Source organism: Salmonella sp. NW1250, from assembly GCF_051812965.1.
GTDB classification, from domain to species: Bacteria; Pseudomonadota; Gammaproteobacteria; order Enterobacterales; family Enterobacteriaceae; genus Salmonella; species Salmonella enterica.
Genome location: NZ_JAMNDD010000012.1, coordinates 115,347 through 138,889 on the forward strand (window position 1 = coordinate 115,347; position 23,543 = coordinate 138,889).

The following is a 23,543-nucleotide window of genomic DNA, read 5'->3' on the forward strand; positions in this document are numbered from 1 at the left end:
CCTGAGGAGTTTATGTATGAAGGGTACTGTTTTCGCCGTTGCCTTAAACCATCGCAGTCAGCTTGATGCCTGGCAAGAGGCTTTCTCTCAGCCTCCCTATAATGCGCCGCCTAAAACCGCAGTGTGGTTCATCAAGCCGCGTAATACGGTGATTCGTCACGGCGAACCCATTCCTTATCCGCAGGGAGAAAAGGTACTGAGCGGCGCGACAGTGGCGCTCATTGTGGGGAAAACCGCCAGCCGGATACGCCCTGAAGCGGCGGCGGACTATATCGCCGGGTATGCGCTGGCTAACGAGGTCAGCCTGCCGGAAGAGAGCTTTTATCGCCCGGCGATTAAAGCGAAATGTCGCGATGGCTTTTGCCCGCTGGGTGAAATGGCGCCGCTGAGTGATGTGGATAACCTCACCATTATCACTGAAATCAACGGACGAGAAGCGGACCACTGGAATACTGCCGATTTACAGCGTAGCGCCGCACAACTGCTTAGCGCGTTAAGTGAGTTCGCTACGCTTAACCCTGGCGATGCGATCTTACTTGGTACGCCGCAGAATCGCGTTGCGCTGCGTCCCGGCGATCGGGTGCGTATTCTGGCGAAAGGTTTACCCGCTCTGGAAAATCCGGTTGTCGCAGAAGATGAATTCGCCCGCCACCAGACGTTTACGTGGCCGCTGTCAGCGACGGGAACGCTATTTGCGCTGGGGTTGAACTACGCCGATCACGCCAGCGAGCTGGCATTTACGCCGCCGAAAGAGCCGCTGGTATTTATCAAAGCGCCAAACACCTTTACCGAACATCACCAAACGTCGGTGCGCCCGAACAACGTCGAATATATGCACTATGAAGCCGAACTGGTCGTGGTGATTGGCAAAACGGCGCGTAAGGTGAGCGAAGCCGAAGCCATGGAGTATGTGGCCGGTTACACCGTCTGTAACGACTACGCGATCCGCGACTATCTGGAAAACTACTACCGTCCGAATCTGCGGGTAAAAAGCCGCGACGGCCTGACGCCGATAGGCCCGTGGATTGTGGATAAAGAGGCGGTTTCTGATCCGCACAACCTGACGTTACGCACCTTTGTTAACGGTGAGCTGCGCCAGGAAGGGACGACCGCCGATCTGATCTTCAGCATCCCGTTCCTGATTTCTTATCTGAGCGAATTTATGACGTTGCAACCGGGCGACATGATTGCCACCGGTACGCCGAAAGGGCTGTCCGATGTGGTGCCGGGGGATGAAGTTGTCGTGGAAGTAGAAGGCGTGGGTCGCCTGGTTAACCGAATCGTCAGTGAGGAGAGTGCAAAATGAAGAAAATAAATCATTGGATTAACGGCAAAAACGTTGCAGGTAACGACTACTTCCAGACCACTAACCCGGCGACCGGTGACGTGCTGGCGGAAGTGGCCTCCGGCGGTGAAGCAGAAGTGAACCAGGCTGTCGCGGCGGCCAAAGAGGCGTTCCCGAAGTGGGCCAACCTGCCGATGAAAGAGCGCGCGCGCCTGATGCGTCGTCTGGGTGACCTGATTGACCAGCATGTGCCGGAAATCGCGGCGATGGAAACCGCCGACACCGGTCTGCCTATTCACCAGACTAAAAACGTGCTGATCCCGCGCGCCTCGCATAACTTCGAATTCTTCGCCGAAGTGTGCCAGCAGATGAACGGCAAGACCTATCCGGTTGACGATAAAATGCTCAATTATACGCTGGTGCAGCCCGTCGGCGTCTGCGCGCTGGTGTCGCCGTGGAACGTGCCGTTTATGACCGCGACCTGGAAAGTCGCGCCGTGCCTGGCGCTGGGCAACACGGCGGTGCTCAAAATGTCCGAGCTGTCGCCGCTGACTGCCGACAGGCTGGGCGAGCTGGCGCTGGAGGCAGGAATTCCGGCAGGCGTGCTGAACGTGGTGCAGGGCTATGGCGCGACGGCGGGCGATGCGCTGGTACGCCACCATGACGTGCGTGCGGTGTCGTTTACCGGCGGGACCGCCACCGGTCGCAATATCATGAAAAATGCTGGCCTGAAAAAATACTCGATGGAGCTGGGCGGCAAATCGCCGGTGCTGATTTTTGAAGATGCCGACATTGAGCGCGCGCTGGACGCCGCGCTGTTCACCATCTTCTCGATCAACGGCGAACGCTGCACCGCCGGGTCGCGCATCTTTATCCAGCAGAGCATTTACCCTGAGTTCGTGAAGCGCTTTGCCGAACGCGCGAATCGCCTGCGTGTCGGCGATCCGACCGACCCGAACACCCAGGTCGGCGCGCTGATTAGCCAACAGCACTGGGAAAAAGTCTCCGGTTATATTCGCCTCGGCATTGAAGAAGGTGCAACGCTGCTGGCGGGCGGTGCGGAAAAACCCACTGACCTGCCTGCGCATCTGAAAGGCGGTAACTTCCTGCGCCCAACCGTGCTGGCCGATGTCGACAACCGTATGCGCGTTGCGCAGGAAGAGATCTTTGGGCCGGTCGCCTGCCTGCTGCCATTCAAAGACGAGGCGGAAGGGTTACGTTTGGCGAACGACGTCGAATACGGTCTGGCCTCTTATATCTGGACCCAGGACGTGAGCAAAGTGTTGCGCCTGGCGCGTGGGATTGAAGCCGGCATGGTCTTCGTCAACACCCAGAACGTCCGCGACCTGCGCCAGCCGTTCGGCGGCGTGAAAGCCTCCGGTACCGGGCGCGAAGGCGGCGAATATAGCTTCGAAGTGTTTGCGGAAATGAAAAACGTCTGCATCTCAATGGGCGACCATCCTATCCCAAAATGGGGAGTTTGATATGGGCAAGTTAGCGTTAGCAGCAAAAATTACCCACGTGCCGTCGATGTATCTTTCTGAACTGCCGGGAAAAAATCACGGTTGTCGTCAGGCAGCCATTGATGGGCATATTGAAATTGGCAAGCGTTGCCGCGAAATGGGCGTTGACACCATTATCGTATTCGACACCCACTGGCTGGTGAATAGCGCTTACCACATTAATTGTGCCGACCATTTCCAGGGCGTCTATACCAGCAACGAATTGCCACACTTTATTCGCGACATGACCTATGACTATGACGGCAATCCGGAGCTCGGCCACCTGATCGCCGACGAGGCAGTCAAACTGGGCGTGCGCGCTAAAGCGCATAACATCCCGAGCCTGAAGCTGGAGTATGGCACGCTGGTACCGATGCGCTACATGAACAGCGACAAGCACTTCAAAGTGGTCTCCATCTCGGCGTTCTGCACTGTGCATGATTTTGCCGACAGCCGCAGACTGGGCGAAGCCATTCTCAAGGCGATTGAGAAATATGACGGTACCGTAGCGGTATTCGCCAGTGGTTCTCTGTCGCACCGTTTTATTGACGACCAACGGGCGGAAGAGGGGATGAACAGCTACACCCGCGAGTTCGATCATCAAATGGACGAGCGTGTGGTCAAGCTGTGGCGCGAAGGAAAATTCAAGGAGTTTTGCACCATGTTGCCGGAGTACGCCGACTACTGCTACGGCGAAGGCAACATGCACGACACGGTCATGCTGCTGGGAATGCTGGGTTGGGACAAATACGACGGCAAGGTGGAGTTCATCACCGACCTGTTCGCCAGCTCCGGTACTGGCCAGGTGAACGCTGTTTTCCCGCTGCCTGTGTAAGGGGTGTTTATGCCGCACTTTATTGCTGAATGTACTGAAAATATTCGCGAGCAGGCTGATTTACCCGGCCTGTTCAGCAAGGTAAACGAGGCGCTGGCCGCCAGCGGGATTTTCCCCATCGGCGGTATCCGCAGTCGCGCCCACTGGCTGGATACCTGGCAGATGGCTGACGGTAAGCATGATTACGCGTTTGTGCATATGACGCTGAAAATCGGCGCCGGGCGCAGCCTGGAGAGCCGTCAGGAAGTCGGCGAAATGCTGTTTGGGCTGATTAAAGCCCACTTCGCCGACCTGATGGAGAACCGCTATCTGGCGCTGTCGTTTGAGATTGCCGAGCTACATCCGACGCTCAATTACAAACAAAACAACGTACACGCGTTATTTAAATAGCACACTCTTTCGCCCGGTGGCGCTGCGCTGACCGGGTCTACAAAAAAACGATGCACGAAGCAATACCGAACCGTAGGCCGGGTAAGACGCACCCGCGTCGCTACCCGGCGCAGCAGCACCGAATGACGTAACAGGAAGCAACTATGCTCGATAAACAGACCCATACCCTGATCGCCCAGCGACTTAATCAGGCTGAAAAACAGCGTGAACAGATTCGCGCAGTGTCGCTGGATTATCCCAACATCACTATTGAAGATGCCTATGCCGTACAGCGCGAATGGGTCAATATCAAAATTGCCGAAGGGCGCACGCTCAAAGGCCACAAAATCGGCCTGACCTCAAAAGCGATGCAGGCCAGTTCGCAAATCAGCGAACCGGATTACGGCGCGCTGCTTGACGATATGTTCTTCCATGACGGCGGCGATATCCCCACCGACCGTTTTATCGTCCCGCGTATTGAAGTGGAGCTGGCGTTCGTGCTGGCGAAACCGCTGCGCGGCCCTCACTGCACGCTGTTCGACGTCTACAATGCCACGGATTATGTGATTCCGGCGCTAGAACTGATTGACGCCCGCAGCCACAACATCGACCCGGAAACCCAGCGTCCGCGCAAAGTGTTCGACACCATTTCCGACAACGCCGCCAACGCCGGGGTGATCCTCGGTGGTCGTCCCATCAAACCAGACGAGCTGGATCTGCGCTGGATCTCCGCGCTGCTCTATCGCAACGGCGTGATCGAAGAAACCGGCGTCGCCGCAGGCGTGCTGAATCATCCGGCCAACGGCGTGGCGTGGCTGGCGAACAAGCTTGCCCCCTACGATGTCCAGCTTGAAGCCGGGCAGATCATCCTCGGCGGCTCGTTCACCCGCCCGGTGCCGGCGCGCAAGGGCGACACCTTCCATGTCGATTACGGCAACATGGGCGCGATCAGTTGCCGGTTTGTGTAAGGAAAAAACGATGAAAAATGCTTTCAAAGACACGTTAAAAGCGGGGCGTCCGCAAATCGGTTTGTGGCTGGGGCTTGCCAACAGTTACAGCGCTGAACTGTTAGCGGGCGCCGGCTTCGACTGGCTACTGATCGACGGTGAACACGCGCCAAACAACGTGCAGACGGTGTTGACCCAGTTGCAGGCGATTGCGCCTTATCCCAGCCAGCCGGTGGTGCGTCCGTCATGGAACGATCCGGTACAGATAAAGCAACTGCTCGACGTCGGCGCGCAAACGCTGCTGATACCGATGGTGCAGAATGCTGATGAAGCGCGAAACGCCGTGGCGGCTACGCGTTATCCGCCTGCCGGTATTCGCGGCGTGGGCAGCGCGCTGGCGCGGGCATCGCGCTGGAATCGCATCCTGGACTATCTCCACCAGGCCAACGACGCCATGTGTGTACTGGTGCAGATTGAAACGCGTGAGGCGATGAGCAATCTGGCGTCAATTCTCGACGTGGATGGCATTGACGGCGTGTTTATTGGTCCGGCGGACCTCAGCGCCGATATGGGCTTTGCCGGCAATCCGCAGCACCCGGAAGTGCAGGCGGCGATTGAGAACGCCATCGTGCAGATACGTGCGGCGGGGAAAGCGCCGGGGATTCTGATGGCCAATGAAGCACTGGCGAAACGTTATCTGGAACTGGGAGCGCTATTTGTCGCCGTCGGCGTTGACACCACGCTGCTGGCGCGCGGCGCGGAGGCGCTGGCGGCGCGCTTTGGCGCAGAAAAAAACCTGTCCGGTGCGTCCGGCGTCTATTAAGCCTGGCCCGGTAAGCGCAGCGCTACCGGACAACCGTAGTACCCTACAAAAATTCCCATCAGAGGAAAAAAAATGAGCGACACATCATCTGCACTTCCGGAAAGCCCCGAGTCTGTCCGTTCGCACAACGCGCTCAGCACGGGTCAACAAACCGTCATAAATAAACTGTTCCGCCGACTGATCGTATTTTTATTCGTGTTGTTTATCTTCTCGTTTTTAGACCGTATCAACATCGGTTTTGCCGGGTTGACGATGGGGCAGGATCTGGGGTTAAGCGCCACCATGTTTGGCCTTGCCACGACGCTGTTTTACGCCACCTACGTCATTTTCGGCATTCCCAGCAACGTGATGTTGAGCATCGTCGGCGCCCGCCGCTGGATTGCGACCATTATGGTGCTATGGGGCATTGCATCTACCGCCACGATGTTCGCGGTGGGACCGAAAAGCCTGTATGTGCTGCGAATGCTGGTGGGCATTACCGAAGCGGGCTTTTTGCCAGGAATATTGCTCTATTTAACCTACTGGTTCCCGGCATTTTTCCGCGCCCGCGCCAACGCATTATTTATGATTGCCATGCCGGCCACTACCGCGTTGGGGTCGATTGTCTCCGGCTATATTTTATCGCTGGACGGCATATTCAATCTGCATGGATGGCAGTGGTTATTCCTGCTGGAAGGATTTCCGTCAGTTTTGTTAGGCATTATGGTCTGGTTTTACCTGGATGATACCCCGGCAAAAGCCAAATGGCTGACGGCAGAGGATAAAAAATGTTTGCAGGAGATGATGGATAATGACCGCCTGACGCTGGTTCAGCCGGAGGGGGCCATCAGCCATAACGCCATGCAGCAGCGTAGTCTGTGGCGCGAAGTATTCACGCCAATTGTACTGATGTATACGCTGGCCTATTTTTGCCTTACCAATACGCTTAGCGCCATTAGTATCTGGACGCCGCAAATCCTGAAAAGTTTTAATGAAGGCAGCAGCAATATCACCATCGGCCTGCTGGCGGCGATCCCGCAGATTTGTACTATTCTGGGCATGATTTACTGGAGCCGCCATTCGGACAAACATCAGGAGCGTAAACATCACACGGCGTTGCCGTTCCTGTTTGCCGCCGCGGGCTGGCTGCTGGCGTCGGCGACCGACCATAACCTGATCCAGCTCCTGGGGATCGTGATGGCATCCACGGGTTCCTTTAGCGCGATGGCGATCTTCTGGACCACGCCGGATCAGTCGATCAGTTTACGCGCCAGGGCGATAGGCATTGCGGTCATCAATGCCACCGGCAATATTGGCTCCGCGCTCAGCCCGTTTATGATTGGCTGGCTAAAAGATATCACCGGTAGTTTCAATAGCGGACTCTGGTTTGTCGCTTCTCTGTTAGTCGTCGGCGCCGCCATTATCTGGCTCATTCCCATGAAAGCATCGCGTCCGCGCGCCACCCCTTGAGGAGAAACTATGTGCCAACGTGCGATCGCCAATATTGATATCAGCAAAGAGTATGACGAAAGCATGGGCAGTAACGATGTGCATTATCAGTCGTTTGCTCGTATGGCGGATTTCTTTGGTCGTGATATGCAGGCGCATCGCCACGACCAGTTTTTTCAAATGCACTTTCTTGATACCGGGCAGATTGAGCTACAGCTCGACGATCATCGCTATTCGGTGCAGGCGCCGCTATTTGTGCTTACGCCGCCCTCGGTGCCGCATGCTTTTATTACCGAATCGGATAGCGATGGCCATGTTCTGACGGTACGCGAAGAGCTGGTTTGGCCGCTGCTGGAAGTACTTTATCCCGGCACCAGAGAGGCCTTCGGCCTGCCGGGAATCTGTCTGTCGCTGGCGGATAAACCCAACGAGCTGGCGGCGCTCAAACATTACTGGCAGCTAATTGAGCGGGAGTCCACGGAACAACTGGCTGGCTGCGAACATACCCTGGTGCTACTGGCGCAGGCGGTATTTACCTTGCTGTTGCGTAATGCGAAGCTGGACGATCACGCCGCAACCGGGATGCGCGGTGAACTGAAACTTTTTCAGCGCTTTACCCTGTTAATTGACAACCACTTCCATCAGCACTGGACGGTGCCAGATTATGCCTGTGAGTTGCATATTACCGAATCTCGTTTGACCGATATTTGCCGCCGTTTTGCTAATCGCCCGCCTAAACGCCTGATTTTTGATCGGCAATTACGCGAGGCGAAACGACTGCTGCTTTTTTCCGACAATGCTGTCAACGAGATCGCCTGGCAATTAGGTTTTAAAGATCCGGCTTATTTCGCCCGTTTCTTTAATCGCCTTGCTGGCTGTTCTCCTTCGCAGTTTCGCCAACGTGAAGTTCCCTCTTTTCTCAACTAAGAAGAGTAAAAACATGATGAAAAAAAGCGTCGCTATGCTGGCGGTTTGTATGCTGGCGCAAAGCCACCTTGCTATTGCTGCTGGTGCTCCTGCGCCTCAAGAGATCAACATTGTTTTACTGGGCACCAAAGGCGGGCCTTCTTTGCTCAATACAGCCAGACTACCGCAAGCGACGGCGCTCACTATCGGCGATAAAATATGGCTGATAGATGCCGGCTACGGCGCCAGTCTGCAACTGGTGAAAAACGGCATTCCACTGCGCAACATCAATACTATTTTGCTCACCCATCTGCACAGCGACCACATACTGGATTATCCTTCCTTGCTGATGAATGCCTGGGCAAGTGGTCTGAAAGACCATACCATACAGGTGTATGGCCCGCCGGGAACCCAGGCGATGACGAAGGCTAGCTGGAAGGTCTTTGACAGGGATATCACGCTACGCATGGAAGAAGAGGGGAAACCCGATCCGCGCAACCTGGTTAAGGCGACCGATATTAGCCAGGGCGTCATCTATAAAGATGAACTGGTTACAATAAGCGCGCTGAAAGTGCCTCATTCCCCTTTCCCGGACGGTGAAGCGTTTGCTTACCGTTTTGATACCCAGGGTAAGCGAATCGTCTTCTCTGGCGATACGTCCTGGTTTCCGCCGCTTGCAACGTTTGCCCAGGGGGCGGATATCCTGGTACATGAGGCGGTACATGTCCCTTCGGTAGCAAAACTGGCTAATAGTATTGGCAACGGAAAAACGCTGGCTGAAGCGATTGCGTCGCATCACACCACGATTGAAGATGTCGGTAAGATTGCTCGCGAGGCCCACGTGAAAAAACTGGTGTTAAGTCATCTGGTGCCTGCGACGGTTGCGGATGACGTCTGGCAACAGGAAGCCATGAAAAATTACCCGGGCCCTGTCATTGTCGGTCATGACAATATGACGATAAGCGTACCGTAAGTATCAGGGCAGGGGTAAACCCACGGGCTGGCATGATGTCAGCCCGTTATGCTTTTGGCGATCAGCATGACGCGCAGAGCTTTTGTCTAAAACATTATTTTTTCTAAACACTACTTGCTGATTTTTATGCACAATAAAGGTAAGATGATTGCTCTGGTGAAATATCACTAAATAAGAATGTCACGGATGGAATTTATACAGTGTTAAAAGCAATGCGTTTCTTTGTCTGCCGGCCATCAGTAATATCCTCTGTACCGGCTCCTCATTGCCAAAGTGAAGGTTAGATTAAACGAATCAAAAAATATCCGAACTGTACAATTTTTATATCAAACATATTTAACTGCAAAATACTGCAAACGTGCGCGAATACACTTAATCAGTAGTATGGCTAATGCATACTTTATTTCCTAAACTTTCTTATTATCTATTTGAATATTTCTGGTTAAACCAAATGGACAAACGGATACCAGACACTCGAAAGGATAACTGCAGGCTTCTGGTTTAGGATTGCAGTTACCAGGACAGTGGCTATTTTCTTTAAGCGATTTCCATAGAACAGGATTAAACCTGGTAACGTTGTAAACAGTAACGGGATAAAGTTTATCGTTTATTAAGACCCCCTTATTAAAGGGGATGATAATGCTACCTGGAGGCATGTAAACATCTGCCTGATACCATAAGGTCAATCTAAGATTTTTTAGGCTATGTATGCATGAGAACGACACTCCGGTAGAGGGACTTATAACTGTATCAACGACCTTCCATTCCATTACAGAAACCTTTTAAGTGAAATAGTCAATGGTGTAAATTACATTTTCCGCAAGCCTATTCAGGATAGATGAAAATCTGAGAAACATAACTCGTTGAAAACGATCGTTTTTTATTGACCACTCTATTTATATTGATTTTTTAATAAGTTATTTATTTTATGCTCTTATTTTGTTTACATTCTATTACATTTTTGTATTTTAGGCGTGGTGTAAATATTGGGCGGTAGTGGATGTTATAACGCTCAATTATTAAACTGTAAGTGACTGTTGTATTTCTTATTTATAAATACCGCAACCTGTAAGCGCAGCGGTACATTTTACCCGGCATTGACAGGGAGAAGGTACGTATCAACCAGAGAGTACAAAACAGTGAAAGAATATATTCTTCAGGCAATAAATGATCGCTAACGTGTAAAAATAACCGACGTATCTAAAAAATGTGAACGTGTGGCTGGTCTTTATTTAAACGATGATCTTCGCAATGGCGCATTAATGGCTGACATTGGCGGTTCGTTGATCGGGTTGTGCGCGGTGAAAGGCTATATTTCTTCCGTTGGGGGAAGTATGTCAGAGGCATTCTGGTATTATACCGGGTGCATGTAAATCCGGGGTGGGCAGAAAGCCCACCCTCGGTTTATTGCCTTTATCGTGGATTAGGGATGCGAGATAAAGCGAGAAAGGCGTTGCAGCAGTAACCGGTTTTCTTCGCGCAGCCGTGAATTCTCTTCCAGCAGCGTTAACGCGACCGCGATCCCAGGCCAGTCGAGCGCCAGCTCCTCGCGTAAGCGTAGCGCGCGTTGTACCACGCTCGCTGCGCGATCGTCGAATTGCCAGTCGGCGTTATCGTCTTCGTAAGGCTCAATTACGCCAAGTCCGACGATTTCGTTTAGCTCCTCTTCCGTCACGCCGGTGTGCAAACAAAATTCGGTGATGGTAAAGGTGACAGTGATGTTAGCCATTATGCTTTCCCCCATTGCTGGCGTGGGTCAAAGGACGACTGCGCGTCCGCCAGTTGTTGCCACAGGGCAGCTGTTTTCTCGTCAGGTTTCGGCGGCATAACGATTTTGATGATGGCATAGAGATCGCCAGTGTGCTTTTTACTGGCTAATCCTTTTCCTTTGATACGCAGCCGCTGACCAGCCTGGCTGCCGGGGGGAATGGTCAGCAAAATACGCTCTTTAAGCGTTGGCACAGACACCTTAGCGCCGAGCGCCGCCTCCCATGGGGCAAGCGGAAGGACGACTTCCAGATCCTGATTGACAATATCAAAGAGCGGATGCGGGGCAATATGGATAACGAGCCATAAATCGCCATTAGGTCCGCCGTTTTCCCCCGGCGTGCCCTGGCCTTTCAGTCTGATTCGTTGCCCGTTGCTGACGCCAGCCGGGATTTTCACATTCAATGTTTTGGGAATTTCCCGCTCCACCAGGCCGAACGCGTTATAAACGGGGACGGAATAGCTAATCGTACGCTGGTGCTCTTCCAGCGTTTCTTCCAGGAATACCGCCACTTCAATTTCGATATCATGACCGCGTGCGGCGTGGCGGTGGTGCGAATGGCGACCGTGCTGACCAAAAATAGACGAGAAAATATCATCAAAATCTTCGGCGTTATACGGCTGGCCTTCGTGTTGCTGGAACTGGCGATTAAATTGTGGATCGTTACGGTGTTGCCATAACTGGTCATACTCGGCGCGCCGTTGCTCATCACTCAGCACTTCCCATGCTTCAGCAACCTCTTTGAAACGGGCTTCGGCATCGGGTTCTTTGCTGACATCTGGATGGTACTTGCGGGCCAGTCGGCGATAGGCGGTCTTAATCGTCTTGAGATCGTCCGTCGGTTTCACGCCCATAATGGCGTAATAATCCTTAAGTTCCATAGCATCATCTCGCTAAATCAATACATACAGAAGGGACCCCAAAAAGGTTTCTCCACTAAGTGTAGGGTAAACCTGAAAAGTGCGTATGAAAACACCAGTTATATCATTAGTAAGAATAAATTACGTTGTTCGACTATCAGAAGGTTGCGCAGCGCGCCGACATAACTTTACAGGGGAAAGGTTGCCAAAACCGCGCCAGTGGCTAAGATAACTCGCGTTAAACAGTGAGGGCGCAATGGCGAAACAACAACGGATGGGCTGGTGGTTTCTTTGCCTTGCATGTGTCGTGGTAATGGTTTGTACCGCGCAACGCATGGCGGGCCTGCACGCCTTGCAGATGCAGGCGACGGCCTCTGCTGCGGTGATCAGCGCTCCCTCCTCGACAGATGACGGCTCGCCGGTCACCCCCTGCGAATTAAGCGCCAAGTCGCTGCTGGCGGCGCCTCCGGTACTCTTTGAAGGCGCTATCCTTGCGCTTTGTCTACTGCTTTCCTTACTGGCGCCTGTCCGGGTCATGCGCCTGCCGTTTTCGCCTCCACGGGCTATTTCGCCGCCCACATTACGGGTACATCTACGATTTTGTGTCTTCCGTGAATGACAGACCGGTTATTGCTAACGGTTAATTACTCATTCACGGAGAAAAAATATGATGATTTTGTTCAGGCGGATACTGTTCTGCCTGTTATGGCTTTGGCTGCCCGTCTCCTGGGCGGCGGAAAGCGGCTGGCTGCGTTCGCCCGATAACGACCATGCCAGCATACGGCTACGTGCCGATACGTCCGCTAACGGTGAGACCCGGCTGTTGCTGGATGTCAAACTGGAAAACGGCTGGAAAACCTACTGGCGCGCGCCGGGGGAAGGGGGCGTGGCGCCCTCTATCGCCTGGAAAGGCGACATGCCTGAGGTAAGCTGGTTCTGGCCAACCCCCTCGCGCTTTGATGTGGCGAATATCACCACCCAGGGATATCACGACGAGGTGACCTTTCCGATGATCGTGCGCGGTACGCCGCCCGCGACCTTGAGCGGCGTGTTGACGTTATCAACCTGCAGCAATGTTTGTCTGTTGACCGATTACCCCTTTTCCGTGACGCCCACTGTGCAGAATGCCGATTTTGCCCATGACTATGCGCGGGCGATGGGTAAAGTTCCGCTCCGCAGTGGACTAACGGACTCGCTTGACGTCGGCTATCGCCCGGGAGAACTGGTGGTCACTGCTACGCGAGCGGCGGGCTGGTCATCGCCCGGGCTCTATCTTGACACCATAGATGACGTCGATTTTGCGAAGCCTCGCCTGCGCGTAGAGGGCGACAGGTTACAGGCGACGGTGCCGGTGACGGACAGTTGGGGCGAAAAGGCGCCCGATTTGCGCAACAAATCGCTGACCCTCGTGTTAGCCGATGGCGCTATCGCCCAGGAGAGCACGCAAACCATTGGCGCTGCGCCAGCGCAAACGCCGGACAATGCGGCGCTACCTTTCTGGCAAGTTGTAATGATGGCGCTGATCGGCGGACTGATTCTTAATTTAATGCCCTGCGTACTGCCGGTTCTGGGCATGAAACTTGGCTCTATTTTATTGGTAGAGGAAAAAAGCCGCTCTCACATCAGGCGACAATTTTTGGCTTCGGTCGCCGGTATCATTGCGTCATTTATGGCGCTGGCGGCGTTTATGACCCTCCTTCGCCTGTCAAACCATGCGCTGGCCTGGGGAGTTCAGTTCCAGAATGCATGGTTTATTGGTTTTATGGCGCTGGTGATGTTGTTGTTTAGCGCCAGCCTGTTCGGGCTTTTTGAGTTCAGGTTTCCCTCATCTATGACCACGAAACTGGCCACTTACGGCGGTAACGGTATGTCGGGACATTTCTGGCAGGGGGCATTCGCCACGCTGCTGGCGACGCCTTGTAGCGCGCCGTTTCTGGGCACGGCGGTCGCCGTGGCGCTCACGGCGTCGTTGCCGACGCTGTGGGGGCTGTTCCTTGCGCTAGGCCTGGGGATGAGCGCGCCGTGGCTACTGGTCGCGATACGACCAGGGCTTGCGCTACGTTTACCGCGCCCCGGGCGCTGGATGAATGTCCTGCGCAGGATCCTCGGTCTGATGATGCTGGGGTCGGCTATCTGGCTGGCGACGTTACTCCTGCCGCATTTCGGCTTCACTGCGTCAAAGAGCGCGCAAGACACGGTTCAGTGGCAACCGTTGAGTGAACAGGCAATCCAGTCGGCGCTGGCGCAGCATAAGCGGGTATTTGTCGATGTCACTGCGGACTGGTGTATTACCTGTAAAGTGAATAAATACAACGTCCTGCAAAAAGAGGATGTGCAGGCCGCCTTGCAACAGCCGGATGTTGTGGCGCTGCGGGGAGACTGGACGCTGCCGTCCGATGCCATTACAGATTTTCTGAAAACGCGTGGCCAGGTCGCCGTGCCGTTTAATCAGGTATATGGCTCCGGCTTGCCGGAAGGGGAGGCATTGCCCACTTTGCTGACCCGCGATGCGGTATTACAAACGTTGAAAAAAGCGAAAGGAATAACCCAATGAAATACATGATTGTTTTGCTGCTGGCGCTGTTTTCGACGCTGAGCATCGCGCAAGAAACCGCTCCTTTTACGCCGGATCAGGAAAAGCAGATTGAAAATCTGATCCATGCGGCGTTGTTTAACGATCCTGCCAGCCCGCGGATAGGCGCTAAACACCCTAAGCTGACGCTGGTGAACTTTACGGATTACAACTGCCCGTACTGCAAACAGCTCGATCCGATGCTGGAAAAGATTGTGCAGAAATATCCTGACGTTGCGGTCATTATTAAACCGCTGCCATTTAAAGGAGAGAGTTCCATACTGGCGGCGCGTATTGCGCTGACCACCTGGCGCGAGCATCCGCAACAGTTCCTCGCGCTACATGAAAAACTCATGCAAAAGCGCGGTTACCATACGGATGACAGTATTAAACAGGCCCAGCAGAAAGCAGGGGCTACGCCAGTGACTCTGGATGAAAAAAGCATGGAAACGATACGCACTAATTTGCAGTTGGCAAGGCTGGTCGGTGTGCAAGGAACGCCAGCGACGATCATTGGCGACGAGCTGATTCCTGGCGCGGTGCCCTGGGATACGCTGGAAGCGGTGGTGAAAGAAAAACTGGCGGCTGCCAATGGCGGGTAAACTGCGGCGTTGGCTGCGTGAAGCCGCGGTTTTTCTGGCGCTCCTCATCACGATAATGGTGGTCATGGACGTCTGGCGCGCGCCGCAGGCGCCTCCGGCGTTTGCCGCGACACCATTACGTACGCTGACGGGAGAGTCGACAACTCTGGCGACATTGAGCGAGGAACGCCCCGTACTGCTCTATTTTTGGGCCAGCTGGTGCGGGGTATGCCGCTTTACTACGCCTGCGGTCGCTCGCCTGGCGGCGGAAGGAGAAAACGTCATGACCGTTGCGCTCCGCTCCGGCGATGACGCTGAGGTTGCCCGCTGGCTGGCGCGCAAGGGCGTTGACTTCCCGGTCATCAATGATGCTAACGGCGCCTTATCCGCTGGCTGGGAAATCAGCGTGACGCCAACGCTGGTGGTGGTTTCACAAGGTCGGGTTGTGTTCACCACCAGCGGCTGGACCAGCTATTGGGGCATGAAGCTTCGGCTATGGTGGGCAAAAACGTTCTGAATATGCGCCGGGGTTTCCCGGCGCTAACGCGTTTACTGTAAGAAAAACCCCCGTTTTGCGAAATCGTTCCCGGAAAAATGATCCATTTCTGTCACACTCAGAACGATTTGATAACAACAAGAGGTCATAGGGATGAAAAAATCATTACTCGCTGTTGCTGTGGCAGGGGCTGTTTTGTTGTCATCCGCCGTACAGGCGCAGACAACGCCGGAGGGTTATCAATTACAACAGGTGCTGATAATGAGCCGCCATAATCTGCGGGCGCCGCTGGCGAATAATGGCAGCGTACTGGCGCAGTCGACGCCGAACGCCTGGCCGGCGTGGGACGTTCCCGGTGGGCAACTGACGACGAAAGGCGGCATGCTGGAAGTCTATATGGGACACTACACACGTGAATGGCTGGTCGCGCAGGGGCTGATACCGTCGGGAGAATGTCCGGCGCCCGACACGGTATATGCCTATGCGAATAGTTTGCAGCGCACCGTTGCCACCGCGCAATTTTTCATTACCGGCGCTTTCCCCGGCTGTGATATTCCTGTTCATCATCAGGAAAAAATGGGCACTATGGACCCTACCTTCAATCCGGTAATTACCGATGATTCCGCCGCGTTCCGGCAACAGGCCGTACAGGCGATGGAAAAGGCGCGTAGTCAGCTACATCTTGATGAGAGTTATAAACTGCTTGAGCAGATAACGCATTATCAGGACTCGCCGTCCTGCAAAGAGAAGCATCAGTGTTCGCTAATCGACGCGAAAGATACCTTCAGCGCGAACTATCAGCAAGAGCCTGGCGTGCAGGGGCCGCTGAAAGTAGGGAACTCGCTGGTGGATGCGTTTACCCTGCAATATTACGAAGGGTTTCCGATGGATCAGGTCGCCTGGGGCGGCATCCACACCGATCGGCAGTGGAAGGTGCTGTCAAAACTGAAAAACGGCTATCAGGACAGCCTGTTTACCTCACCCACGGTGGCGCGCAATGTCGCTGCGCCGCTGGTGAAATATATCGATAAGGTGCTGGTTGCCGATCGCGTTAGCGCGCCGAAGGTTACCGTGCTGGTGGGGCATGATTCCAATATCGCGTCGCTGCTGACGGCCCTGGATTTTAAACCCTATCAGCTCCATGACCAGTATGAGAGAACGCCGATTGGCGGCCAGCTTGTCTTCCAACGCTGGCATGACGGCAACGCTAACCGGGATTTGATGAAAATCGAGTATGTCTACCAGAGCGCCCGGCAGTTACGCAATGCGGAAGCGTTAACGCTCAAATCGCCCGCGCAAAGGGTAACCCTGGAACTGAAAGGATGTCCGGTGGATGCGAACGGCTTCTGTCCGCTGGATAAGTTCGATAACGTCATGAACACTGCTGCAAAATAGCCATATGCCCCCGCGCAGGCGGGGGCGTTTGTGTTATACGTTCTTACGTTCGATGATTTGTTCGCCCCAGAAGAGCGAGTCTTTGTCCGTTTTCTCAAAGGCTTTGATCAGCACCTCATCGCTACCTTCTTCCCATATTTTTTCTGCCAGTTTCTCGTCATAGTGAGCGACTTCAAAAATGGCTTCGGCAATTTCCGGCGACGTATTACGCAGGCTTGCCCATTCGCCGACGCGGTGCGCTTTTGCTTCTTGAGTTGGCATTCGAATCCTCCTGTTGAAGATTAGCCGTTGAGTTTGACTGCCAGACCGGCGACGTATTCCCCCTGATAGCGAGCGATAGAGAGTTCCTCCTGGCTTGGTTGACGTGAACCGTCGCCTCCGGCGATAGTCGTTGCGCCGTAAGGCGTGCCGCCGCGAACCTGGGAGACGTCAAAGAGTTCCTGTGCGGCATAGCCTATCGGGACGATCACCATCCCATGATGGGCAAGCGTAGTCCAGGTCGAGGTGATGGTCTGCTCCTGGCCGCCGCCCGTTCCGGTAGAACTGAACACGCTGCCGAGCTTGCCGTATAGCGCGCCGGATGCCCACAGTCCGCCGGTTTGGTCCAGGAAGGTACGCATCTGGCCTGACATATTGCCAAACCGGGTTGGCGTACCAAAAATAATGGCATCGTAATCCGCCAGCTCCTGTGGGGTGGCAACCGGTGCGTTTTGTGTTTTACCGCCAGCTTTTGCGAAGATTTCAGGCGGCATTGTTTCTGGCACACGCTTTATAATGACCTCTGCGCCGTCGACTTTCTTTGCCCCTTCCGCCACCGCATGCGCCATGGTTTCAATGTGTCCGTACATGGAATAATAGAGCACCAGAATCTTTGCCATTTGTACTACTCCTCAGATTAATCAGGTGTGTAGCGATTCGCTACGTCTATTTAAAGATATGCCCTCCTGTGAAGAGTGCAAATTTCAGCGCCATTTCTTTGATTTATAACAATAATTAATTTGGCGACCTTTGTTGCAAAATGATACATTTTTAAGCGCTTTGATTTTTCTAAATATAAGAATAACTTATTTATTTCTTATGGTTATTATTCTGCGTATTCGGCTTCCGATGTTGCAGAATATTTCGGTAAGCGGCCTACCACGGCGTTTTTCACTATGCTTAATGTTACGCGGCGTTACTGATGATATCGTTCATACGCTGCGCGAGGAGATACTCCTCATTACCTATGCAATATGATGTCTAATCTATGACGGAGGTCAGTAATGGCAAACCATCGTGGCGGTTCCGGTAATTTTGCGGAAGACCGCGAAAGAGCATCAGAAGCAGGTCGTAAAGGTGGCCAGCACAGCGGGGGCAATTTTAAGAATGACCCGCAGCGCGCATCCGAAGCAGGCAAAAAAGGGGGCAAAAGCAGTAACCGTAATAGCTAGCCTGCGTCACAACAGCAAGACGCTGAGCGTTTCGCGCTAAAAAGCGTCATGCGCCACCGCCGCCGGATTTCCGGCGGTTTTTTTGTTTATAAGCCGGATTTGGTATGCTTGCGTCCTGACAAAAAGGAGAGGGCGCATGTCGCAACGCACAGAGAAAAAAATCGGGAAACGCTCGCAGGCCACCGGTGCAAAACGGCAGCTTATCTTAACCGCCGCGCTTGCTGTTTTTTCCCAGTATGGCATTCATGGCGCGCGTCTTGAGCAGGTCGCCGAGCGGGCAGGCGTCTCCAAAACCAATCTGCTTTATTATTATCCCTCGAAAGAGGCGCTGTATGTCGCGGTAATGCGACAGATCCTGGATGTCTGGCTGGCGCCGCTCAAGGCGTTTCGCGCAGAATTTTCCCCTCTGGAGGCCATCAAAGAGTATATCCGTCTCAAGCTGGAGGTTTCGCGTGATTATCCGCAGGCGTCGCGGCTCTTCTGCATGGAGATGCTGGCGGGCGCGCCGCTCTTAATGGAGGAACTGACCGGCGATCTAAAAGCGTTGATAGATGAAAAATCCGCGCTGATTGCCGGATGGGTGCACAGCGGGAAACTGGCGCCCGTCTCCCCGCACCATTTGATCTTCATGATTTGGGCCGCCACGCAACATTACGCCGATTTTGCCCCTCAGGTTGAGGCGGTAACCGGCGCGACGCTTCGCGATGAAGCCTTTTTTAACCAAACGGTCGAAAGCGTTCAGCGCATTATTATTGAAGGGATTCGCGTGCGTTAACCGGCTGGCGGCAGTGGGCAGCTCAAATCACCCTCTTCACATTGCAGCAGCGAGGCTAAAAACGCTTCGCGTTCGTTCGTTTTATCGGTCAGGCACTGGCTGGCGATCATGGGTTGCACGCTGCCGCCCTCCGTACCTGAGCGAATCAGAGCGCAATCGGCGTCCCGCAGTGCAATCCATGCCACCTGCGCTTTTTGCAACAGCTCGCGCTGCGGCGGTTGCGCACGCTTAATCGCGCTTTGATAGGTTTCGTTCAGCTTTTTATCTGCCGCCTGGTATTGCGCGGCGGCGCAGCGATTCATTTCCAGCTGCGTACTGGCGCTGGCACACTCATCGGCCAACGCCTGACTGCTGAACAACAACGCCGCGCAGGTAAGGAAAATTCGTTTCATACGCTCCTCTGACGCGAGTAAAAAGGCTCCATTGACGGAGCCTTAATTAACCACAGTATTAGCCAATTGTCATCAGGCTGGCATTACCGCCAGCGGCGGCAGTGTTTACGCTCAGCGAACGTTCAATATAGAGCCGTTCCAGCAGTATATTGCTTTCGCCGCGGGCGAACCCCTGTACCGACACTATCGCGCCTTCGCGGGCGGCGACGGCTTCGCACACGGTTCGCAGCTTGTCGGAGTCGCCGTGGAAAATCACCGCGTCAAACGGCTGCGCCATCAGCGTTTCCGCTTTCGCAAACTGGACACGCGCCGCAACGGCGGCGGGGAGACGCTTCGCCAGATCGCGGTGGAAGGCGTCGTCTGACCATAGCGCCTGACTGCCGACGGCGAGAACGGCGGCAAGCTGCGTCAACGCGTCATGTTCGTCATCAGCCAGGCATAATACCCGTTCACGCGGCAACAGCGTCCAGGTATTGCGCTCGCCGGTCGGCCCCGGTAGCAGGCGCTGCGTGCCGGCCTGCGCCAGATCGGCGAATTGTCGGCAGAGCGTCTGTAGCGCCGGGCGATCCGCCGCCCATTGCGTCAGGGCGGTCAACGGCGCGAGTAGCGTGGTTTTAAGCTGCGCATCTACCGGGTAACGCGCATCCTGACGAGTCAGCGTCGTATTGAGCGCATTGGGCGGGCGGTGTGCCAGCAGGCGGTAGAGATAGAGCGGCCCTCCCGCTTTTGGCCCGGTGCCGGACAGGCCTTCGCCGCCAAACGGCTGGACGCCGACGACCGCGCCCACCATATTACGGTTAACGTACAGGTTGCCGACATGGGCGGAACCGGTGACTTGCGCAATGGTTTCATCAATACGGGTATGTACGCCCAGCGTTAGCCCGTAGCCGGAAGCGTTAATCTGTTCGATAAGCTCCGCCAGTTGGTTACGGTTATAACGCACGACGTGCAGCACGGGCCCGAAGACCTCTTTTTCCAGTTCTGCGAAGTTTTCCAGCTCAATAAGCGTGGGCATAACAAACGTACCGGTCTGCCATTCCTGCGCGTCATCGCTGTTTTCACGCGCGGCCTGGAAAACCGGGCGGCCTTTGGCGCGCATCGTCTGGATATGACGTTCAATGTTGGCTTTGGCCTCGCTATCGATCACCGGCCCGATATCGGTCGTCAGACGGCCTGGATTCCCCATCCGACACTCCGCCATCGCACCGCGTAACATTTTCAGCGTATGTTCGGCGATATCGTCCTGCAAACACAGCACGCGGAGCGCGGAACACCGTTGTCCGGCGCTGTCGAAAGCGGAAGCCAGCACATCCACGACCACCTGCTCGGTGAGCGCGGAAGAGTCGACAATCATAGCGTTCATACCGCCGGTTTCCGCAATCAAAGGAATAGGGCGGCCCTGGGCGTCAAGACGCGTGGCGATGTTGCGCTGCAACAACGTCGCGACCTCCGTGGAACCGGTAAACATCACGCCGCGTACACGCGCATCGGCGGTAAGCTGGGCGCCGACGGTTTCTCCCCGTCCCGGCAACAGTTGCACGACGCCCGGCGGTACGCCCGCTTCCAGCAAAATAGCAATGCCCTGGGCGGCAATCAGCGATGTCTGCTCTGCCGGTTTCGCCAGAACGCTGTTACCTGCCGCCAGCGCGGCGGCGATTTGGCCGGTGAAAATGGCCAGCGGGAAGTTCCACGGACTGATGCAGACTACCGGCCCTAACGGGCGATGCGTTTCGTTATCGAAATCGTCACGCACTTGACCGGCATAATAATGGAGGAAGTCTACCGCTTCGCGCACTTCGGCAATGGCGTTGCTGAACGTTTTCCCCGCTTCGCGCACCAACAGGCCAATCAACTGCTGCATTTGGTCTTCCATCAATACCGCCGCCCGCTGCAAAATGGCGGCGCGTTCTTGCGGCGGCGTCGCAAACCAAACCGGCGCCTGATTGACCGCGTTTTGCAATGCCTGTTCAACCTCGCTTTCTGTCGCTTCGCGTCCCCAGCCGACAATATCTTTCGGTTCCGCCGGGTTGATAACCGGCGTCATCTCACCGTCGGCCACCGGTTGTTCCAGCACAGGTTTGGCTTGCCATTTCTGCATGGCGTTGCTTAACAGGGCAGAAGAAAGCGAGGCGAGGCGATGTTCATTCGCTAAATCAAGTCCGGCGGAGTTTATCCGACCTTCGCCGTACAGATCGCGCGGCAGCGGAATTTTCGGATGCGGTATGCCAGCCTGACCTTCCTGCTGCGCCAGTTTTTCCACGGCCTCGACCGGGTCGGCCACCAGTTCATCGAGCGGTAGGGTGGCATCGGCGATGCGGTTGACAAAAGAGGTGTTGGCGCCGTTTTCCAGCAGGCGTCGTACCAGATAGGCCAGCAGGGTTTCGTGTGTTCCCACCGGCGCGTAAATACGGCAGGGACGGTTAAGTTTTCCGTCCGCCACTTTACCGGTGACCTGTTCATACAGCGGTTCGCCCATGCCGTGCAGGCACTGGAATTCGTACTGACCCGGATAGTAATTTTGCCCGGCCAGATGATAAATCGCCGCCAGTGTGTGAGCGTTATGGGTCGCGAACTGCGGGTAGATCAGATTAGGTACGGCGAGCAGTTTTTTCGCGCAGGCCAGATAAGAGACATCGGTATACACTTTGCGGGTATAAACCGGATAGCCCTCCAGCCCTTCCATTTGCGCGCGTTTGATCTCGCTATCCCAGTAGGCGCCTTTCACCAGACGAATCATCAGCCGACGGCGGCTACGGGAGGCCAGATCGACTAAATAATCAATGACCAGCGGGCAGCGTTTCTGGTAAGCCTGGATCACAAAGCCAATGCCGTTCCAGCCTGCGAGTTCGGGTTCGAAGCAGAGTTTTTCCAGCAGATCGAGCGAGATCTCCAGACGATCCGCCTCTTCGGCGTCGATATTGAGACCAATGTCGTACTGGCGCGCCAGCAGCGTCAGGGATTTCAGGCGCGGATAAAGCTCCTCCATTACCCGATCGTATTGCGCGCGACTATAGCGTGGATGCAGGGCGGACAGCTTAATCGAGATGCCTGGCCCTTCGTAAATACCGCGACCGTTAGACGCTTTGCCGATGGCATGAATCGCTTGCTGGTAAGAGACCATATAGGCCTGCGCATCGGCGGCGGTTAACGCGGCTTCGCCCAGCATATCGTAAGAATAGCGGAACCCTTTCTCTTCCAGTTTTCGGGCATTCGCCAGCGCCTGAGCAATGGTTTCGCCAGTCACGAACTGCTCGCCCATTAAACGCATCGCCATGTCGACGCCTTTGCGGATTAACGGTTCGCCGCTCTTGCCGATAATGCGGTTCAGCGAGCGCGAAAGATTGGCTTCGTTATGCGTTGAGACCAGTCGGCCGGTAAAGAGCAGCCCCCAGGTGGCGGCGTTTACAAACAGCGACGGGCTACGGCCAATATGCGACTGCCAGTTGCCATTACTGATTTTGTCGCGAATTAACGCATCGCGCGTAGCTTTGTCGGGAATACGCAGCAGCGCTTCCGCCAGACACATCAGCGCAACGCCTTCTTGCGAAGAGAGGGAAAACTCCTGCAACAGGCCTTGCACCATACCCGCGCGACCGCTGGCGGATTTTTGATTGCGCAATTTCTCCGCCAGTTGATACGCCAGTTTATGCGCCTGCTCAGCGACAGGCGGCGACAGGCGCGCCTGTTCCATTAGCATTGACACCGCATCGGTTTCCGGGCGGCGCCAGGCGGCGGTGATGGCGGCGCGAGAGACGGATTGGGGAAGAATCTGTTCGGCAAACTCCAGAAAGGGCTGATGCGGCTCATCCTGCGGCGCGACCGGCTCCTCGCTTTCATTTGCCGCGCCGGCAAACAGCGCAGGTAGCTCCGGTAGCGTATCGCTATTTTCCAGCTTGTCCAGATAGCTAAAGATTGCCTGTTTTATTAACCAGTGCGGCGTGCGATCGATACGCGACGCGGCCATTTTGATCCGTTCGCGCGTGGCGTCGTCCAGCTTAACCCCCATCGTGGTGGTTCCCATACCCTCTACTCCTGTTATTCGCTCTATCTGCTAACCAATAGTTAGCGGAAAATATCCACTATGTTGCAACTTTGTGCAACCGCGTTAAATGTGACCTGCGTTGCAAGCTTAAAAATGAATAAATTGTTAAAAAAAGAAAGAGGGAGTCTGACGGGGAAAACCATCTGGATTTATTTTCTCTGCGG

Annotated in this window: 23 protein-coding genes; 16 read left to right on the forward strand and 7 right to left on the reverse strand. The window is 54.7% G+C overall.

Going from position 1 to position 23,543, the window contains the following annotated elements:
- Positions 1 to 16: 16 nt before the first annotated feature.
- The 9 genes from hpaG (at position 17) to NBA72_RS19305 (ending at position 9,068) form a co-directional block, all read left to right on the forward strand.
- On the forward strand, positions 17 to 1,306 hold the full coding sequence (hpaG, locus tag NBA72_RS19265; RefSeq protein ID WP_000679210.1) for a 4-hydroxyphenylacetate degradation bifunctional isomerase/decarboxylase: 1,290 nt from the start codon (positions 17 to 19) through the stop codon (positions 1,304 to 1,306).
- Positions 1,303 to 2,769 (forward strand): 5-carboxymethyl-2-hydroxymuconate semialdehyde dehydrogenase, encoded by a 1,467-nt coding sequence (hpaE, locus tag NBA72_RS19270; RefSeq protein ID WP_000723524.1) that lies wholly within the window; start codon positions 1,303 to 1,305, stop codon positions 2,767 to 2,769. The genes hpaG and hpaE overlap by 4 nt, the downstream gene beginning before the upstream one ends.
- A 1-nt stretch (position 2,770) precedes the next feature.
- Positions 2,771 to 3,622, forward strand: coding sequence for a 3,4-dihydroxyphenylacetate 2,3-dioxygenase (gene hpaD / locus NBA72_RS19275; protein ID WP_042949592.1), 852 nt, complete (start codon positions 2,771 to 2,773; stop codon positions 3,620 to 3,622).
- A gap of 9 nt (positions 3,623 to 3,631) precedes the next feature.
- Positions 3,632 to 4,012 carry a 5-carboxymethyl-2-hydroxymuconate Delta-isomerase gene (locus NBA72_RS19280; RefSeq protein WP_001119849.1) on the forward strand — a complete coding sequence of 127 codons (381 nt, stop codon included), beginning with the start codon at positions 3,632 to 3,634 and terminating at the stop codon, positions 4,010 to 4,012.
- Between the two features lie 143 nt (positions 4,013 to 4,155).
- Positions 4,156 to 4,959 carry a 2-oxo-hept-4-ene-1,7-dioate hydratase gene (gene hpaH / locus NBA72_RS19285; RefSeq protein WP_000884795.1) on the forward strand — a complete coding sequence of 268 codons (804 nt, stop codon included), beginning with the start codon at positions 4,156 to 4,158 and terminating at the stop codon, positions 4,957 to 4,959.
- A 10-nt stretch (positions 4,960 to 4,969) separates the two neighbouring features.
- Complete coding sequence (gene hpaI / locus NBA72_RS19290; RefSeq protein ID WP_042949595.1) at positions 4,970 to 5,761, forward strand: 4-hydroxy-2-oxoheptanedioate aldolase; 792 nt, start codon at positions 4,970 to 4,972, stop codon at positions 5,759 to 5,761.
- Positions 5,762 to 5,833: 72 nt separating this feature from the next.
- Positions 5,834 to 7,210, forward strand: coding sequence for a 4-hydroxyphenylacetate permease (hpaX, locus tag NBA72_RS19295; RefSeq protein WP_001285795.1), 1,377 nt, complete (start codon positions 5,834 to 5,836; stop codon positions 7,208 to 7,210).
- 9 nt (positions 7,211 to 7,219) lie between these two features.
- Positions 7,220 to 8,116 (forward strand): 4-hydroxyphenylacetate catabolism regulatory protein HpaA, encoded by an 897-nt coding sequence (hpaA, locus tag NBA72_RS19300; RefSeq protein ID WP_000336602.1) that lies wholly within the window; start codon positions 7,220 to 7,222, stop codon positions 8,114 to 8,116.
- Positions 8,117 to 8,129: 13 nt separating this feature from the next.
- Positions 8,130 to 9,068 (forward strand): MBL fold metallo-hydrolase, encoded by a 939-nt coding sequence (locus NBA72_RS19305; RefSeq protein ID WP_000976558.1) that lies wholly within the window; start codon positions 8,130 to 8,132, stop codon positions 9,066 to 9,068.
- A gap of 407 nt (positions 9,069 to 9,475) precedes the next feature.
- On the opposite strand, the gene NBA72_RS19310 is transcribed toward NBA72_RS19305, so the two are convergent.
- The 3 genes from NBA72_RS19310 to cbpA form a co-directional block, all read right to left on the reverse strand.
- Entirely contained in the window at positions 9,476 to 9,838 is a 363-nt protein-coding gene (locus NBA72_RS19310) for an anti-adapter protein IraM (RefSeq protein WP_001537781.1), read from the reverse strand.
- Positions 9,839 to 10,491: 653 nt separating this feature from the next.
- The gene (gene cbpM, locus NBA72_RS19315; RefSeq protein ID WP_001284251.1) at positions 10,492 to 10,797 is read right to left on the reverse strand and encodes a chaperone modulator CbpM; all 306 of its coding nucleotides are present in this window, start codon (positions 10,795 to 10,797) and stop codon (positions 10,492 to 10,494) included.
- Complete coding sequence (gene cbpA / locus NBA72_RS19320; RefSeq protein ID WP_000420603.1) at positions 10,797 to 11,717, reverse strand: curved DNA-binding protein; 921 nt, start codon at positions 11,715 to 11,717, stop codon at positions 10,797 to 10,799. Before cbpA ends, cbpM begins: the two co-directional genes overlap by 1 nt.
- A gap of 235 nt (positions 11,718 to 11,952) precedes the next feature.
- Here cbpA and NBA72_RS19325 point away from each other — a divergent pair, with 235 nt between their 5' ends.
- From NBA72_RS19325 to agp, 5 genes are all read left to right on the forward strand, one after another.
- Positions 11,953 to 12,315, forward strand: coding sequence for a copper resistance protein (locus tag NBA72_RS19325; RefSeq protein ID WP_001118899.1), 363 nt, complete (start codon positions 11,953 to 11,955; stop codon positions 12,313 to 12,315).
- Between the two features lie 48 nt (positions 12,316 to 12,363).
- Positions 12,364 to 14,250, forward strand: coding sequence for a protein-disulfide reductase DsbD family protein (locus NBA72_RS19330; protein ID WP_042949599.1), 1,887 nt, complete (start codon positions 12,364 to 12,366; stop codon positions 14,248 to 14,250).
- Positions 14,247 to 14,870, forward strand: a complete 624-nt coding sequence (locus NBA72_RS19335) for a DsbA family protein (protein ID WP_000876685.1) — start codon at positions 14,247 to 14,249, stop codon at positions 14,868 to 14,870. The genes NBA72_RS19330 and NBA72_RS19335 overlap by 4 nt, the downstream gene beginning before the upstream one ends.
- On the forward strand, positions 14,860 to 15,366 hold the full coding sequence (locus NBA72_RS19340; RefSeq protein ID WP_042949602.1) for a protein disulfide oxidoreductase: 507 nt from the start codon (positions 14,860 to 14,862) through the stop codon (positions 15,364 to 15,366). Before NBA72_RS19335 ends, NBA72_RS19340 begins: the two co-directional genes overlap by 11 nt.
- Positions 15,367 to 15,498: 132 nt before the next feature.
- The gene (gene agp, locus NBA72_RS19345) at positions 15,499 to 16,740 is read left to right on the forward strand and encodes a bifunctional glucose-1-phosphatase/inositol phosphatase (RefSeq protein WP_042949604.1); all 1,242 of its coding nucleotides are present in this window, start codon (positions 15,499 to 15,501) and stop codon (positions 16,738 to 16,740) included.
- Positions 16,741 to 16,773: 33 nt separating this feature from the next.
- On the opposite strand, the gene NBA72_RS19350 is transcribed toward agp, so the two are convergent.
- Together NBA72_RS19350 and wrbA are read right to left on the reverse strand one after the other, a co-directional pair.
- Positions 16,774 to 17,001 (reverse strand): YccJ family protein, encoded by a 228-nt coding sequence (locus tag NBA72_RS19350; protein WP_001143125.1) that lies wholly within the window; start codon positions 16,999 to 17,001, stop codon positions 16,774 to 16,776.
- A 20-nt stretch (positions 17,002 to 17,021) separates the two neighbouring features.
- The gene (gene wrbA / locus NBA72_RS19355) at positions 17,022 to 17,618 is read right to left on the reverse strand and encodes an NAD(P)H:quinone oxidoreductase (RefSeq protein WP_001062898.1); all 597 of its coding nucleotides are present in this window, start codon (positions 17,616 to 17,618) and stop codon (positions 17,022 to 17,024) included.
- A 384-nt stretch (positions 17,619 to 18,002) separates the two neighbouring features.
- Here wrbA and NBA72_RS19360 point away from each other — a divergent pair, with 384 nt between their 5' ends.
- Complete coding sequence (locus NBA72_RS19360; RefSeq protein ID WP_001273663.1) at positions 18,003 to 18,170, forward strand: general stress protein; 168 nt, start codon at positions 18,003 to 18,005, stop codon at positions 18,168 to 18,170.
- A gap of 136 nt (positions 18,171 to 18,306) precedes the next feature.
- On the forward strand, positions 18,307 to 18,945 hold the full coding sequence (gene rutR / locus NBA72_RS19365) for an HTH-type transcriptional regulator RutR (protein WP_000083128.1): 639 nt from the start codon (positions 18,307 to 18,309) through the stop codon (positions 18,943 to 18,945).
- On the opposite strand, the gene NBA72_RS19370 is transcribed toward rutR, so the two are convergent.
- Together NBA72_RS19370 and putA are read right to left on the reverse strand one after the other, a co-directional pair.
- A complete protein-coding gene (locus NBA72_RS19370; RefSeq protein WP_000821059.1) occupies positions 18,942 to 19,337 on the reverse strand; it encodes a lysozyme inhibitor LprI family protein in 396 nt (131 codons plus the stop codon). The two genes, rutR and NBA72_RS19370, sit on opposite strands and share 4 nt — an antisense overlap.
- 58 nt (positions 19,338 to 19,395) lie before the next feature.
- Positions 19,396 to 23,358 (reverse strand): trifunctional transcriptional regulator/proline dehydrogenase/L-glutamate gamma-semialdehyde dehydrogenase, encoded by a 3,963-nt coding sequence (gene putA / locus NBA72_RS19375; protein ID WP_023218463.1) that lies wholly within the window; start codon positions 23,356 to 23,358, stop codon positions 19,396 to 19,398.
- Positions 23,359 to 23,543: the final 185 nt, after the last annotated feature.

Excerpts from the sequence above, each read along its gene's own strand:
- hpaG (WP_000679210.1), top strand. The coding sequence starts at position 17 with ATGAAGGGTACTGTTTTCGCCGTTGCCTTAAACCATCGCAGTCAGCTT.
- hpaE (WP_000723524.1), top strand. The coding sequence starts at position 1,303 with ATGAAGAAAATAAATCATTGGATTAACGGCAAAAACGTTGCAGGTAAC.
- hpaD (WP_042949592.1), top strand. The coding sequence starts at position 2,771 with ATGGGCAAGTTAGCGTTAGCAGCAAAAATTACCCACGTGCCGTCGATG.
- NBA72_RS19280 (WP_001119849.1), top strand. The coding sequence starts at position 3,632 with ATGCCGCACTTTATTGCTGAATGTACTGAAAATATTCGCGAGCAGGCT.
- hpaH (WP_000884795.1), top strand. The coding sequence starts at position 4,156 with ATGCTCGATAAACAGACCCATACCCTGATCGCCCAGCGACTTAATCAG.
- hpaI (WP_042949595.1), top strand. The coding sequence starts at position 4,970 with ATGAAAAATGCTTTCAAAGACACGTTAAAAGCGGGGCGTCCGCAAATC.
- hpaX (WP_001285795.1), top strand. The coding sequence starts at position 5,834 with ATGAGCGACACATCATCTGCACTTCCGGAAAGCCCCGAGTCTGTCCGT.
- hpaA (WP_000336602.1), top strand. The coding sequence starts at position 7,220 with ATGTGCCAACGTGCGATCGCCAATATTGATATCAGCAAAGAGTATGAC.
- NBA72_RS19305 (WP_000976558.1), top strand. The coding sequence starts at position 8,130 with ATGATGAAAAAAAGCGTCGCTATGCTGGCGGTTTGTATGCTGGCGCAA.
- NBA72_RS19310 (WP_001537781.1), bottom strand. The coding sequence starts at position 9,838 with ATGGAATGGAAGGTCGTTGATACAGTTATAAGTCCCTCTACCGGAGTG.
- cbpM (WP_001284251.1), bottom strand. The coding sequence starts at position 10,797 with ATGGCTAACATCACTGTCACCTTTACCATCACCGAATTTTGTTTGCAC.
- cbpA (WP_000420603.1), bottom strand. The coding sequence starts at position 11,717 with ATGGAACTTAAGGATTATTACGCCATTATGGGCGTGAAACCGACGGAC.
- NBA72_RS19325 (WP_001118899.1), top strand. The coding sequence starts at position 11,953 with ATGGCGAAACAACAACGGATGGGCTGGTGGTTTCTTTGCCTTGCATGT.
- NBA72_RS19330 (WP_042949599.1), top strand. The coding sequence starts at position 12,364 with ATGATGATTTTGTTCAGGCGGATACTGTTCTGCCTGTTATGGCTTTGG.
- NBA72_RS19335 (WP_000876685.1), top strand. The coding sequence starts at position 14,247 with ATGAAATACATGATTGTTTTGCTGCTGGCGCTGTTTTCGACGCTGAGC.
- NBA72_RS19340 (WP_042949602.1), top strand. The coding sequence starts at position 14,860 with ATGGCGGGTAAACTGCGGCGTTGGCTGCGTGAAGCCGCGGTTTTTCTG.
- agp (WP_042949604.1), top strand. The coding sequence starts at position 15,499 with ATGAAAAAATCATTACTCGCTGTTGCTGTGGCAGGGGCTGTTTTGTTG.
- NBA72_RS19350 (WP_001143125.1), bottom strand. The coding sequence starts at position 17,001 with ATGCCAACTCAAGAAGCAAAAGCGCACCGCGTCGGCGAATGGGCAAGC.
- wrbA (WP_001062898.1), bottom strand. The coding sequence starts at position 17,618 with ATGGCAAAGATTCTGGTGCTCTATTATTCCATGTACGGACACATTGAA.
- NBA72_RS19360 (WP_001273663.1), top strand. The coding sequence starts at position 18,003 with ATGGCAAACCATCGTGGCGGTTCCGGTAATTTTGCGGAAGACCGCGAA.
- rutR (WP_000083128.1), top strand. The coding sequence starts at position 18,307 with ATGTCGCAACGCACAGAGAAAAAAATCGGGAAACGCTCGCAGGCCACC.
- NBA72_RS19370 (WP_000821059.1), bottom strand. The coding sequence starts at position 19,337 with ATGAAACGAATTTTCCTTACCTGCGCGGCGTTGTTGTTCAGCAGTCAG.
- putA (WP_023218463.1), bottom strand. The coding sequence starts at position 23,358 with ATGGGAACCACCACGATGGGGGTTAAGCTGGACGACGCCACGCGCGAA.